The organism is Agromyces sp. NPDC058104, from assembly GCF_042884835.1.
Taxonomy (GTDB): domain Bacteria; phylum Actinomycetota; class Actinomycetes; order Actinomycetales; family Microbacteriaceae; genus Agromyces.
In genome coordinates, this window is sequence record NZ_JBHVTD010000002.1 from 1,127,106 (window position 1) to 1,140,454 (window position 13,349).

At 71.4% G+C, this 13,349-nt stretch carries 12 protein-coding genes; 6 read left to right on the forward strand and 6 right to left on the reverse strand.

What is annotated here, in order from left to right; all coding sequences use genetic code 11:
- Positions 1 to 84: 84 nt before the first annotated feature.
- The 5 genes from ACFVTH_RS13155 (at position 85) to ACFVTH_RS13175 (ending at position 4,578) form a co-directional block, all read left to right on the forward strand.
- Complete coding sequence (locus tag ACFVTH_RS13155) at positions 85 to 1,080, forward strand: ABC transporter substrate-binding protein (protein ID WP_387091530.1); 996 nt, start codon at positions 85 to 87, stop codon at positions 1,078 to 1,080.
- A 30-nt stretch (positions 1,081 to 1,110) separates the two neighbouring features.
- Positions 1,111 to 2,004, forward strand: coding sequence for an ABC transporter permease (locus ACFVTH_RS13160; protein WP_387091533.1), 894 nt, complete (start codon positions 1,111 to 1,113; stop codon positions 2,002 to 2,004).
- A gap of 14 nt (positions 2,005 to 2,018) precedes the next feature.
- Complete coding sequence (locus ACFVTH_RS13165; protein ID WP_387091536.1) at positions 2,019 to 2,810, forward strand: ABC transporter ATP-binding protein; 792 nt, start codon at positions 2,019 to 2,021, stop codon at positions 2,808 to 2,810.
- A gap of 155 nt (positions 2,811 to 2,965) precedes the next feature.
- Positions 2,966 to 3,436, forward strand: a complete 471-nt coding sequence (locus tag ACFVTH_RS13170) for an Lrp/AsnC family transcriptional regulator (RefSeq protein ID WP_387091538.1) — start codon at positions 2,966 to 2,968, stop codon at positions 3,434 to 3,436.
- A 224-nt stretch (positions 3,437 to 3,660) separates the two neighbouring features.
- Entirely contained in the window at positions 3,661 to 4,578 is a 918-nt protein-coding gene (locus ACFVTH_RS13175; RefSeq protein ID WP_387091541.1) for a hypothetical protein, read from the forward strand.
- Positions 4,579 to 4,681: 103 nt separating this feature from the next.
- Here the strand turns inward: ACFVTH_RS13175 and hpaD are convergent, their stop codons facing one another.
- From hpaD to hpaH, 6 genes are all read right to left on the reverse strand, one after another.
- Positions 4,682 to 5,824 (reverse strand): 3,4-dihydroxyphenylacetate 2,3-dioxygenase, encoded by a 1,143-nt coding sequence (gene hpaD, locus ACFVTH_RS13180; protein WP_387091544.1) that lies wholly within the window; start codon positions 5,822 to 5,824, stop codon positions 4,682 to 4,684.
- 63 nt (positions 5,825 to 5,887) lie between these two features.
- Entirely contained in the window at positions 5,888 to 7,381 is a 1,494-nt protein-coding gene (gene hpaE, locus ACFVTH_RS13185) for a 5-carboxymethyl-2-hydroxymuconate semialdehyde dehydrogenase (protein WP_387091547.1), read from the reverse strand.
- Positions 7,382 to 7,442: 61 nt separating this feature from the next.
- Positions 7,443 to 8,114, reverse strand: coding sequence for a GntR family transcriptional regulator (locus ACFVTH_RS13190; RefSeq protein ID WP_387091550.1), 672 nt, complete (start codon positions 8,112 to 8,114; stop codon positions 7,443 to 7,445).
- On the reverse strand, positions 8,111 to 9,697 hold the full coding sequence (locus tag ACFVTH_RS13195) for a fumarylacetoacetate hydrolase family protein (RefSeq protein WP_387091553.1): 1,587 nt from the start codon (positions 9,695 to 9,697) through the stop codon (positions 8,111 to 8,113). Before ACFVTH_RS13195 ends, ACFVTH_RS13190 begins: the two co-directional genes overlap by 4 nt.
- Before the next feature lie 192 nt (positions 9,698 to 9,889).
- A complete protein-coding gene (locus tag ACFVTH_RS13200) occupies positions 9,890 to 10,768 on the reverse strand; it encodes an HpcH/HpaI aldolase/citrate lyase family protein (RefSeq protein WP_387091556.1) in 879 nt (292 codons plus the stop codon).
- Positions 10,753 to 11,538, reverse strand: coding sequence for a 2-oxo-hept-4-ene-1,7-dioate hydratase (gene hpaH / locus ACFVTH_RS13205; RefSeq protein ID WP_387091559.1), 786 nt, complete (start codon positions 11,536 to 11,538; stop codon positions 10,753 to 10,755). The genes ACFVTH_RS13200 and hpaH overlap by 16 nt, the downstream gene beginning before the upstream one ends.
- Before the next feature lie 172 nt (positions 11,539 to 11,710).
- Here hpaH and ACFVTH_RS13210 point away from each other — a divergent pair, with 172 nt between their 5' ends.
- Positions 11,711 to 13,096: an MFS transporter gene (locus tag ACFVTH_RS13210; RefSeq protein ID WP_387091562.1), complete on the forward strand. Its 1,386-nt coding sequence runs from the start codon at positions 11,711 to 11,713 to the stop codon at positions 13,094 to 13,096.
- Positions 13,097 to 13,349 lie beyond the last annotated feature (253 nt).

Below are 13,349 nucleotides of genomic sequence, written 5' to 3' on the forward strand. Positions count from 1 at the left end.
CCGCGACCGTGCTCGCCCCCGAGACCTGCGCCCCGCGCCGGAACCCCGCACCACCGCACCACGGACCTGAGGAGGATCCCGACGATGAGAACCCACTCGAAGCTGACCGGACTCGCGCTGCTCGCGGCCGGAGCGCTCGCGCTCACCGGCTGCGCATCGGACGGCGCCAGCGCCGGAGCATCCGACGACAGCATCTCGATCGGCATCAGCCAGATCGTGCAGCACCCCGCGCTCGACGCGACCCGCGAGGGCTTCAAGCAGGCCTTCGCCGACGCCGGCTACGTCGAGGGCGAGGACATCACCTTCGACGAGCAGAACGCGCAGGGCGAGCAGGCGACGGCCACGACGATCGCCGCGAAGTTCCAGACCGACGGCGTCGACCTCGTGCTCGCCATCGCGACGCCCACCGCGCAGGCCGCGGCCCAGTCGATCGCCGACATCCCGGTGCTCTTCACGGCCGTCACCGAGCCCGCCGAGGCCGGCCTCGTCGACAGCTGGGAGAAGCCGGGCGGCAACGTCACCGGCACGAGCGACCTCAACCCGGTCGAGCAGCAGCTCGAGCTCGTCACCCAGGTCGTGCCCGACGCGAAGACCGTCGGCATCGTGTACAGCTCGGGCGAGGTGAACTCCGAGGTGCAGGTCGAGCTCGCGAAGGAGGCCGCCGAGAAGCTCGGCCTCGAGATCAAGGAGGCGACCGTCACGAACTCGAGCGAGGTCGCCCAGGCCACCGAGTCGCTCGGCGCGGTCGACGCGATCTACATCCCGACCGACAACCGCGTGACCGAGGGCCTCGAGGCCGTCGTGCAGATCGCCGAGCAGAAGCAGATCCCGCTGTTCGGCGCCGAGGGCGGCCAGGTCGAGCGCGGTGCCATCGCGACCTACGGCATCGACTACACCGAGCTCGGCTACCAGACCGGCAAGATGGCGATCGAGATCCTCGAGAACGGCGCCGACCCGGCCGAGATGCCCGTCGAGACCCTCGACGAGCTCTCGCTGATCGTGAACCCCGCCGCCGCAGAGCGCCAGGGCGTCACTCTCCCCGAAGACCTGGTCGCCGACGCCGACCAGACCATCGAATAACACGCCCACGGGACATCCGGAAGGCCCTGCATGAACGCCGCACTCGAACTCGGCCTGCTCTACGGGATCATGGCGCTCGGTGTGTACCTCACATTCCGCGTGCTCAACTTCCCCGACCTCACGGTCGACGGCAGCTTCACCACCGGCGCCGCGGTCGCGGCCTCGCTCATCGTGCAGGGCGTGCCCGCCCCCGTCGCCACCCTCGCAGGGGCGGCGTCGGGGGCGGTCGCCGGCATCGTCACCGGGGTGCTCTACACGAAGGGCCGCATCGACGGCCTCCTCGCCGGCATCCTGACCATGATCGCGCTGTGGTCGATCAACCTCAGGATCATGGGCAAATCGAACCTCCCGCTGCTCAGGGAGGACACCGTGATGATGCCGCTGCGCGACAACGGCCTGCTCGGCGGGCCCTGGAGCATCCTCATCTTCGCGATCTTCGCGCTCGTGCTGAAGTTCGCCATCGACTGGTTCCTCTCGACCGACCTCGGCCTCTCGATCCAGGCGACCGGCAACAACGAGCAGATGATCCGCTCCTTCGGCGTGAACACCCACTTCACGACCATCCTGACGCTCGCGATCTCGAACGCGCTCGTCGCGCTCTGCGGTGCGCTCGTCGCGCAGTACCAGGGCTTCGCGGACGTCTCGATGGGCATCGGCCTCATCCTCGTCGGCCTCGCCTCGGTCATCATCGGCCAGGCGATCATCGCGGGCCGCTCGGTGTGGGTGGCGACCTTCGCGGTGCTCGTCGGCGCGATCATCTACCGCCTCGTGATCTTCTTCGCGCTCGCGGCCGGCCTCAACCCGAACGACATGAAGCTCATCTCCGCCGTGCTCGTCGTCGCCGCGCTGCTCCTGCCGCGCTGGGGCTTCCTGAAGCGCGTCCCGAGTTTCAAGCAGCTCAACCGCCGCGCGGTCAGGGCCTGAGAGGAGCGACGAACATGCTCACCATCGACCACGTCACGAAGACCTTCTTCCCCGGCACCGTCAACGAGCGCGTCGCGCTGAACGACGTGTCGCTCCACCTCGACGAGGGCGACTTCGTCACCGTCATCGGCTCGAACGGCGCCGGCAAGTCGACGCTCCTGAACATCATCGCGGGCAAGATCGCCGTCGACTCGGGGGACCTCCTCATCGACGAGCGCTCGGTGAAGCGGATGAAGGACTACCAGCGGGCCGCCTACATCGGCCGGGTCTTCCAGGACCCGATGGCCGGCACGGCGCCAGACCTCACCATCGAGCAGAATCTCGCGCTCGCGTTCCGCCGCGGCCAGCGGCGCGGGTTCCACCTCGGCGTGACCCGGGCCCGTCGCGAACGGTTCCAGAAGGAGCTCGTCGCACTCGAGCTCGGCCTCGAGCAGCGGCTGAAGGCCCGCGTCGGCCTCCTCTCGGGCGGCCAGCGCCAGGCGCTGTCGCTGCTCATGGCGAGCTTCACGCAGCCGCGCATCCTGCTGCTCGACGAGCACACCGCGGCGCTCGACCCGCAGCGGGCCGACCTCGTCACTCGCCTCACCAAGTCGGTCGTCGAGCGCGACCGGCTGACGACGCTCATGGTCACGCACAACATGGAGCAGGCGCTGCGCGTGGGCAACCGGCTCATCATGATGCACGAGGGCCGGACCATCCTCGACCTGGCCGAGGCGGAGAAGCGGAAGATGACGGTCCAGGGCCTCCTCGCGGAGTTCGCCAAGATCAAGGGCGCGGCGCTCGACGACCGCGCGATGCTCGGCTGAGCGGCATCGACGCCCGCGCAGGAGGGCGGTCGGACCGGTCCGTCCGTCCGCCCTCCGCGCCCTCCCGGGCGACCTCGGCGCCCTCCCGGGCGCCCGCCCCACGGCGTCGGGCCGAGCCCGAACGGCCGCGTAGGCTGGATTCCGGGGAGGTGCCGATGCCCATCGATCGACTGGACGCGCGACTCGTCGCGCTCTTCGCCGACGAGCCGCGGATCGGCGTCTACGAGGCGTCGCGCCGGCTCGGGGTCGCCCGCGGCACGGTGCAGGCGCGCCTCGACCGGCTGCAGCGGCTCGGCGTGATCACCGGGTTCGGACCGGACATCGACACCGCCGCGCTCGGCTACCCCGTCACGACCTTCGTCGAGATCGAGATCGCGCAGGGCTCGCGCAGCGAGCTGATGACCGATGAGCTGCGCGCCATCCCCGAGGTCATCGAGGCGCACACGATCACGGGGCGCAGCGACCTGCTCGTTCGGGTCGTCGCCGCCTCGAACCTCGACCTGCAACGCGTCGTCGACCTGCTCGTGCGGGTGCCCGGCATCGAGCGCACCTCGACGCTCGTCGTGCTCGACACACCCATCCCGCACCGGGTCATCCCGCTCGTCGAGGCGACGCCGGCCGACTGAGGGCGCGCGGGCGGCGCCTGCCGGCTTCGGCGGCGGCGGTCGGAATGCAGGATGCCTCGCGCGACACGCCGCGAGTGCGGTTCGCTGTGCGGCGTGGCGGGCCGGGGCATCCTGCGCTTCGTTCAGGCACGAGATCTCCTCCACAGGCGAGGCGACGGGCTGCCGCGCAGGGCCTGGGCCGGCCACGGCGCCGGTGCCCCGCTCCGGTCGAACATGATCGGCGCATGGAACCGATCGAACGGGCGCTGCGCGCGGGCGGGGGAGTCTGCCGCGCCGCGGACCTCGCCGACGTGCCGCGTCGTCGCCTCGCGGCGGCGCTCGCCGCAGGCCGCGTCGAACGGCTGCGGCACGGCGTCTACGGCAGCCCGTGGATCCCGGAGGAGGCGAAGCGCGCCGTGCGGGTCGGCGGACGGCTCGGGTGCGTCTCGGCGGCACGTCTGCACGGGCTGCGGGTGCTGAACGACCCGCGACGCGTGCACGTCGCACTCGACGCGCACGCGTCGCGGCCGCGGCACCCCGACGATCCCGCACGGCGGTTGTCGATCGACGCGCCGGACGGCATCCGGCTGCACTGGAGCCGGCAGCCGCGCCCCCAGCACGGCTTCATCGTGCCGTTGGAGGAGTGCCTCGCCCAGATGCTCGCGTGCCTGCCGGCGCTCGATGCCCTGTGCGCGCTCGACTCCGCGCGCGAGCACGTCGTCTGGCACGGCGGCGGCCCGCCGCAGCTCGACGAGCCGGCGTTCGCGCGCTTCATCGAGGGGCTGCCCGCGCAGAGCCGGGTCATCGCCCGCCGATCGAGCACGCTCAGCCAGGCTGTCGGCGAGACGGTGGCGCGCGAGCGCCTGCGCGCAGCGGGCATCCCTGTGCTCGAGCAGTTCGAACTGCCCGGCGGGTTCGTCGGCGACCTGCTCGTCGGCGAGCGGCTCGTGTTCGACATCGAGGGCGAGCGACCGCATTCGGCACCGGGCGCCTTCGACCGCGACCGCCGCAGGGCGGCATGGCTGAAGGCGTGCGGCTTCGCCCACCTCGCGGTCAGCCACCGGCAGGTGCTGCACGAGTGGGACGAGGTCGAGTCCGTCGTGCGGCTCCTCATGCGCCGAGGCGTGCACTGCTGGGGCGACGGCCTCGATCGGCCGGCGTGAGGTGCCGGGGTGCGCGCAAACGCAGGATGCCTCGCTCGACACGCCGCGGCGTCCGGGACGACGTGCGGCGATGCCGGTGAGGCATCCTGCGTTCTGCTCGGTGCTACAGCGTGTGGCCGAGCTTGAAGCCCTGCTCCTCGTCGCCCTTCCGGGTGTACGAGAACCCGTCGGCGCCGATCGTCACGGCCATCTCCGACGCGTCGGTGCGGGCGACGACGGGCTTGGGGTTGCCGTCGAGGTCGAGCACGAGCGAGGCCTCCGTGTACCAGCTCGGCACGACGGGGTTGCCCCACCAGTCGCGACGCTGGTTGTCGTGCACGTCCCACGTGACGACGGGGTTGTCGGGGTCGCCCGTGTAGTAGTCCTGCGTGTAGATCTCGACGCGGTGGCCGTCGGGGTCGCGCAGGTACAGGTAGAACGCGTTCGAGACGCCGTGGCGGCCCGGGCCGCGCTCGATCGCGTCGGAGCGGCGGATCGCGCCGAGCTTGTCGCAGATCGCGAGGATGTTGTGCTTCTCGTGGGTCGCGAAGGCGACGTGGTGCATCCGGGGGCCGTCGCCACCGGTCATGGCGGTGTCGTGCACGGTGGGCTTCCGGCGCATCCACGCCGCGTACACGACGCCCTCCTCGTCCTGGATGTCCTCCGTCACGCGGAAGCCGAGGTCCTGCATGAACTTCACGGCGCGCGGCACGTCGGGGGTGACCTGGTTGAAGTGGTCGAGGCGCACTAGCTCGCCCGGCGTGTGCAGGTCGTAGCGCCACGAGAGCCGCTCGACGTGCTCGGTCTGGAAGAAGAACTCGTACGGGAAGCCGAGCGGGTCCTCGACGCGGACGGAGTCGCCGATGCCCTTGGTGAAGCCCTCCGCGCGGCGTTCGACGCGGCATCCGAGCTCGGTGTAGAAGGCGACCGCCTTGTCGAGGTCCTCGCTCGAGCGCACGCGGTACGAGAACGCGGCGACGGCCGCGACCTCGCCCCGGCGGAGCACGAGGTTGTGGTGGATGAACTCCTCGGTGGAGCGGAGGTAGATCGCCTCGTCGTCCTCCTCGGTCACGTACAGGCCGAGCACGTCGACGTAGAACTCGCGCGAGGCGGCGAGGTCGGTCACGACGAGCTCCATGTACGCGCAGCGCAGGATGTCGGGGGCGGGCGCCGACGGGGTCGGCACGGGGTTGTCGGTGCGGATCGGGGCTTCCTGCGAAACGTAGAAGCCCGACGAGGTGAGGGTCATGTCGTCGCGGTTGGTCATGTCAGCGTCCTTGCTCTGGGGAGGTCTCGGGGCGAGGTCTCGGGCGGGGCCTGGGCCGGGGCCTCAGGCCTTGCCGAAGGTCGGGTTGTGGGGGGCGCCGAGCGTGATGTGCACGCTCTGCTGGTCGGTGTAGAAGTCGATCGAGCGGTAGCCGCCCTCGTGCCCGAGGCCCGAGGCCTTGACGCCGCCGAACGGGGTGCGGAGGTCGCGCACGTTGTTCGAGTTGAGCCACACCATGCCCGCCTCGACCGACTGGGCGAAGTTGTGGGCGCGCTTGAGGTCGTTCGTCCAGATGTAGGCGGCGAGGCCGTACTTCGTGTCGTTCGCGAGGGCGAGCGCCTCCTCCTCGGTGTCGAACGGCGTGATCGCGACGACCGGGCCGAAGATCTCCTCCTGGAAGATCCGGGCGTCGGGCGCGACATCCGCGAACACCGTCGGGGCGACGTAGTTGCCCGTCGGGAAGCCCTCGGGGCGGCCGCCGCCGGCGACGAGGCGTCCCTCGGTCTTGCCGAGCTCGACGTAGCTCATCACCTTGTCGTAGTGCTCGGGGTGCACGAGCGCGCCGACCTCGGTCTCGGGGTCGTGCGGGTGGCCGACCTTGACGCGCTTCGCCTGCGCGGCGTACCGCTCGACGAACTCGTCGTAGACCTCGCGCTGCACGAGGATGCGGCTGCCGGCCGTGCAGCGCTCGCCGTTCAGCGAGAACACGCCGAAGATGCACGCGTCGATCGCGACGTCGAGGTCGGCGTCGGCGAACACGACGGCGGGGCTCTTGCCGCCGAGCTCCATCGAGAGGCCCTTGAGGTACGGGGCGGCGTTGCCGAAGATCAGCTGGCCGGTGCTCGACTCGCCGGTGAACGAGATGAGCGGCACGTCGGGGTGCTTGACGAGCGCGTCGCCCGCGTCCTCGCCGAGGCCGTTGACGAGGTTGAACACGCCCTTGGGCAGGCCCGCCTCCTCGAAGATGCCGGCCCAGAGCGACGCCGAGAGCGGCGTGAACTCGGCGGGCTTCAGCACGACGGTGTTGCCGGTCGCGAGCGCGGGGCCGAGCTTCCACGACTCGAGCATGAACGGGGTGTTCCACGGGGTGATGAGGCCCGCGACGCCGATCGGCTTGCGGTTCACGTAGTTCATCTGCTTGCCGGGCACCTTGAAGGCGTCGTCGGCCTGGGCGACGATGAGGTCGGCGAAGAAGCGGAAGTTCTCGGCGGCACGGCGGGCCTGGCCGAGCGCCTGCGTGATCGGCAGGCCCGAGTCGAACGACTCGAGCTCGGCGAGGCGCTGGTCGCGCGACTCGACGAGGTCGGCGATCCTGTGCAGCACGCGCGAGCGCTCGCGGGGAAGCATCCGGGGCCAGGGGCCCTCGGTGAAGGCGCGGCGGGCGGCGGCGACGGCGCGCTCGACGTCGGCCTTCTTGCCGGCGGCGGCGTGCACGTACGTCTCGTTCGTGACGGGGTTCAGCACCTCGAAGGTGTCGCCGTCGATCGAGTCGACGAACTCGCCGTCGATGTAGTGCTGGATGCGGTCGGGCAGCCCCTCGGGGGTGTACGCGGTCATCGTGGTTCTTCCGTTCTGCGGTGGTCGGGCGGCGAGGAGACGGTCGGTCTCGGTCGGGCGGTCAGGCGGTCGCCGGATGCTTCTGCTCGGCCTGGTAGGCGAGCACGGCGTCGAGGGTGGCGGTGCGGTGGGCGCGGGCGGCGAGCTCGATGTCGAGCGCGGGGGCGCCGGCCTCGATCAGCTCGAGGATGCGCTCGTGCTCGGCGACGGACTCGTGCGCGCGGCCGGGGACGAAGCTGAACGACGAGTCGCGCAGCACCTTCATGCGGTTCCACCCGCGGTGCACGAGGTCGAGGATGTGCGGGTTCGGGCACTCCTCGAAGAGCACCGCGTGGAACTCGAGGTTGAGTTCGGTGAAACGATGCGGATCGAAGTCGTCGAGGGTGCGTCGCATCCGCTCATTCACCGCGCGGGCGCGCGCGAGCTGCTCGGCGGTGAGCGCCGGCGCCGACAGCGCCGTGGCCGAGCCCTCGACGAGGGCGAGCGTCTGCATCGTGTGCAGGTACTCGGTCTCCTTGATGAGGGCGACCTGCGCGCCGACGTTGCGCTCGAAGGTCACGAGGCCCTCGGCCTCGAGGCGGCGGATCGCCTCGCGCACGGGCACGACGCTGACGCCGAGCTCGCCGGCGATCGCGCCGAGCACCAGGCGGTAGCCGGGCACGTAGCGGCCGTCGTCGATGCGCGCGCGGATGAAGGCGTACGCCCGCTGCGACTTCGACTCGGGCGTGGTCATCGCAACTCCTGGGTGACCGCGGCGTCGGCGGCCGCGTCGGTCGCGGTCGACGTTGTCGCGCGGGCCGCGTCGTACCGGGCGCGCCAGGCGGCGTTCATGGGGAAGAGCCCGTCGACGGACTCGCCGCGGGCGACCTGCTCGGCCACCCAGGCGTCCTCGTCCTCCTGGGCGGCGGCCTCGGCGGCGACCTCGGCGGCGATCGCGGCGGGGATGACGAGCACTCCGTCGCCGTCGCCGACGATGACGTCGCCGGGCTGCACGGCCGCGCCGCCGCAGGCGATGGTCACGTCGGTCTCCCACGGAACGTGACGACGGCCGAGCACGCTCGGGTGGGGCCCCTGGCTGAAGACGGGGATGTCGAACGCGGCGACCGCGTCGAAGTCGCGCACGCCGCCGTCGGTCACGATGCCGGCGGCCCCGCGCACCTGCGCGCGGAGCGCGAGCACATCGCCGACGGTGCCGGTGCCGCGCTCGCCGCGGGCCTCGACGACGAGCACCTCTCCGGGTCCGACGGTGTCGAAGGCGCGCTTCTGCGCGTTGAACCCGCCGCCGAACTCCTTGAAGAGGTCGGGACGGAACGGGATGAACCGCAGCGTCTTCGCCGTGCCCACGATGCGGTCGCCCGCGTGGTTGGCGAACACGCCCTCGATGAAGACGTCGTGGTAGCCGCGCTTGCGCAGCGCCGCCGAGACGGTCGCGACGGCCGAGCGGCCGAGCTGCTCGCGCACCTCGTCGGTCAGCACCGAGCGGGATGCCTCGGGCGCGACGCTCGCCGAGGCATCCGCGTCGTTCGTGGTCGTGGGGGCGTCGAGCGGGCTCGCGAGCCCGGCGGCGACCGCGGCGGCGTGCTCGGCCTCGCTGCCCCAGGCCTCGATGCGCTGCGCGTCGTCGACCGCGGGCTTGGTGCCGAAGTCGCCGAACGGCACCGCGCCCTGCGTCACGGTCGTGACGAGCCGCCCGGTGCTCGGGGCGCCGGGGGCGCCGGGGGCGTCGACCTCGACCTCGACGACGTCGCCGGGCACGACGACGCTCGACCCTGCGGGCGTGCCGGTGAGGATGACGTCGCCCGGTTCGAGCGTCAGGTGCTGCGAAAGATCGGCGACGAGCCGGCCGAACGGGAAGAGCAGGGTGTCGCTGGTGTCCTCCTGCACGAGCTCGCCGTTGACCCAGGTTCGCACGCGCCAGCCGTCTTCGCCGGCGACGCTCGCGGGCAGCGCGACCGGGCCGAGCGGGGTGAACCCGTCGCCGCCCTTGTTGCGCACGTTCGAACCCTTGTCTGCGGCGCGCAGGTCGTAGAGCCCGAAGTCGTTCGCCGCCGTGACCTGCGCGACATGCGACCAGCCCTCGGCGGGCGAGACGTGGCGGGCGCGCTCGCCGATGACGATCGCGATCTCGCCCTCGAAGGCGAGCAGCTCGGTGCCGGCGGGGCGTTCGATCGTGCCGCCGGTGCCGGCGAGCGAGGAGGCGGGCTTGAAGAAGTAGCTCGGCTGGGCGGGCGTGCGCCCGCGCTGCGAGGCCCTCGACGGGTAGTTGAGGTGCACGGCGATGATCTTGCCGGGAGTGGCGATGCCAGCGATGGTCATTGACGTCCTCGTCTCTTGATATCAGAAATCATATACGATCCGCTCGGCGCTGTGAAGAGGCGCTTGCGGGAGAGGGGTGACCGCGCAACGCGGGTTCCAGGAGAAAGTCGCCTCGTCAGGACGATTTCGCCGGAATCGTCCTGAGCAGCGGCCTTCTTCCTGAAACGGTGCAGAGGCGGGATGCCTCGCGGCTCAGTAACTCGTGCGGGCTGGGCCCGTGGCATCCGGCCCCTCGCGCCCGATGAAGCGCTCGGCGAGCGCCTCGGAGGCGCGGGCGAGGATCGCGACGTCGGCACCCACCGCGACGAACGACGCGCCCGCCTCGAGGTACCGGTCGGCGTCGGCCGGCACGAAGGCGTTCACGCCGACGGGCTTGCCGGCGGAGCGGGCGGCGCGGATCGCCGTGAGCGCGGCCTCGACGACGTCGGGGTGCGAGGGCTGCCCGAGCAGCCCCATCGAGCCTGCGAGGTCTGCCGGGCCGACGAAGATCGCGTCGACGCCGTCGACGGCGAGGATCTCCTCGACGTTCGCGACCGCCGTCGCCGACTCGATCTGCACGATCAGGCTCACCGTGGACGATGCGGCGGCGAGGTACCCCTCGACGCGGTTCCACCGCGAGGAGCGGGCGAGCGACGCACCGACGCCGCGCACGCCGACGTCGCTCGGGCCGGGGCGATGGCCCGAGGCGTCGGGGGCCGAGCCGTGCGCGGCGGTGCCCGGGTACCTGACGGCCCGCACGAGCGCACGTGCCTGCTCGGCGGAGTCGACCATCGGGACCAGCAGGTTCTGCACCCCGAGGTCGAGGTACTGCTTGATCACGACGGGGTCGCCGATCGGCGGCCGTACGACCGGCGCGACGGGGTAGGCCGAGACCGCGTAGAGCTGGTGCAGGATCGTCTGCAGGTCGTTGGGGGAGTGCTCGGCGTCGATCAGCACCCAGTCGAGGCCGCTGCCGGCCGCGACCTCGGCGACGAGCGGGCTCGCCGAGCAGACCCACATGCCGACCTGCGGGCGGTCGGCCGCCGCGATGCGCGTGGTGAGCGTCTCGGGAAGGTTCATTCGAATCGGCATGAGATGGTTCCCAGCTGTCCGTAGTCGGCGTGCACGGTGTCGCCGCGCTCGACCCACATGGGGCGGGTGAAGCTGCCCGCGAGGATGATCTCGCCGGCGCCGAGCGACTGCCCGTGGTGGGCGAGCTTGTTGGCGAGCCAGGCGACGCCCATGGCGGGGTGGCCGAGCACCGCCGCGGCGACGCCCGACTCCTCGATCGTCTGGTTGCGCGAGAGCAGCGCCGAGACCCAGCGCAGGTCGACCTCGTCGACCTTCACCGGCCGCCCGCCGAGCACCATGGCGCCCATGGCGGCGTTGTCGCTGATGGTGTCGACGATCGTGCGCCCCTGCATCTCGATGTGGGAGTTCAGGATCTCGAGCGCGGGCACCACGTAGGCGGTCGCGTCGAGCACGTCGAAGATCGTGGTGTTCGGTCCCTGCAGGGGCGTCGCGAGCACGAAGGCGAGTTCGACCTCGATGCGCACGTTCGAGAAGCGGTCGAACTCGACCGACGAGCCCGACTCGATCACCATGTCGTCGAGGATGACCCCGTAGTCGGGCTCGGTGATGCCGGTGGCCACCTGCATCACCTTCGAGGTGAGGCCGATCTTGCGCCCGACGAGGCGGGCGCCGTCGGCGATGCGGCGGTCGGCCCAGACGCGCTGCACGGCGTAGGCGTCGTCGACGCTCATGCCGGGGTGGCGCGCGGTGAGCAGGGGCACGGTCGTGCGGTCGCGGTCGGCGGCGACGAGTTCGTCGGCGATCGCGTCGATCACGGGCTGGTCAAGCACAGGCGCTCCACTTCATCGAGGGTCCACTGGAGATCGTAGTCACCGCGCCCGGTCGGGACGGGGACGCCGCTTGCACGGTATCTGAAATCGTATATGATTCGAGGCGTGTTCGGGGCGGAGCAACCGGCTCGGGCGCATCCCCTGACCGCGGACTCGACAGAGGAGTCGCCGCATGACCGCACAAACCCTGCCCGCCGCATCGCCCGTCGATGCCGCGAAGCGCCGCGAGCTCAAGCGCGTCGCCTTCGCCACCGTGATCGGCACCACCATCGAGTGGTACGACTTCTTCCTGTACGCGAGCGCGGCCGGCCTCGTGTTCGGGGCGCTCTTCTTCGCGCCCGCCGGCGCCGAGTTCGCGACGATCCTCTCGTTCGCCACCGTCGGCGTCAGCTTCCTCTTCCGTCCGCTCGGCGCGTTCCTCGCGGGGCACTTCGGCGACAAGATCGGGCGCAAGGCGATGCTCGTCGTCACGCTGATCCTCATGGGTGCCGCGACGACCCTCATCGGCGTGCTGCCGACCTACGAGCAGATCGGCATGGCGGCCCCGCTCCTGCTCGTGCTCCTCCGCATCATCCAGGGTCTCTCGACCGGCGGCGAGTGGGGCGGCGCCGTGCTCATGGCCGTCGAGCACGCGCCCGACGGGGAGCGCGGCCGCTACGGCGCCTTCCCGCAGATCGGCGTGCCCATCGGCCTGCTGCTCGCGTCGGGCGTCCTCGCGCTCATGACCGGCGTGATCTCGCCCGGCGACGCCTTCCTCGAGTGGGGCTGGCGCGTGCCCTTCCTCCTCAGCTTCGTGCTGATCGTCGTCGGCATCGTCGTGCGCCGCGCCGTCGACGAGAGCCCGGTCTTCCTCGAGATCGCCGCGAAGAAGGAGGAGGCCAAGACCCCGATCCTCACCCTCTTCCGCAAGCACTGGCTGCTCGTGCTGCTCGCCGCGCTCACCTTCGCGGGCAACAACGCCGCGGGCTACATGACCACCGGCGGCTACCTGCAGAACTACGCGACGACGCCGCTCGCCGACGGGGGCCTCGTCGGAATGGAGCGCACGCCCGTGCTGCTCGCCGTCGCCGGCGCCTCGATCGTCTGGCTCGTCTGCACCTTCGCGGCGGGCATCGTCTCCGACCGGATCGGCCGTCGCAACACCTACATCATCGGGTGGATCGCGTTCCTCGCCACCGTCTTCCTGCTGTTCCCGCTCGTGAGCACCGGCAACCCCTGGCTGCTGTTCCTCGGCGTCTCGCTCTTCGCGATCGGCAACGGCTTCACCTACGGGCAGCAGGCGGCGTACTTCGCCGAGCTCTTCCCGGCCTCGATCCGGTACTCCGGCGTCTCGATCACCTACGCGATCGGTGCGATCCTGGGCGGTGCGTTCGCGCCGATGATCGCCACGTGGCTCGTGCAGCAGACGGGCACCGCGACCTCCGTCGCGTTCTACATCGCCGGCGTGATGGTCGTGGCCTTCATCGCGACGCTGCTGCTGCGCGACCGCACCGGCATCCCGCTCGGGCCCGACCACGAGGCCGAGCAGGCGCGCGGGGCGGTGTACGGCCTGCGCTGAGCCGACGACCGCGCCGACGGCGCCCCGCCCGGGAGGGCGGGGCGCCGTCGGCGTGTCGGGGCGAGGGCGGGGCCGCGCCGAGCCCGCGGAACGCCCGGAGTCCGGCTCAGCGGCCGAAGAGGCGCGCCAGCAGGCCGGCCGGCTTCGGCTCGTCCTGGTGGCCGGCGCATCGCGCGGACCGCGGGACCCCGCGCATCACCTGGTCGACGTGCTGGCCGCAGCCGGCCCACGTCGTCTTCCCGCACGTCCGACA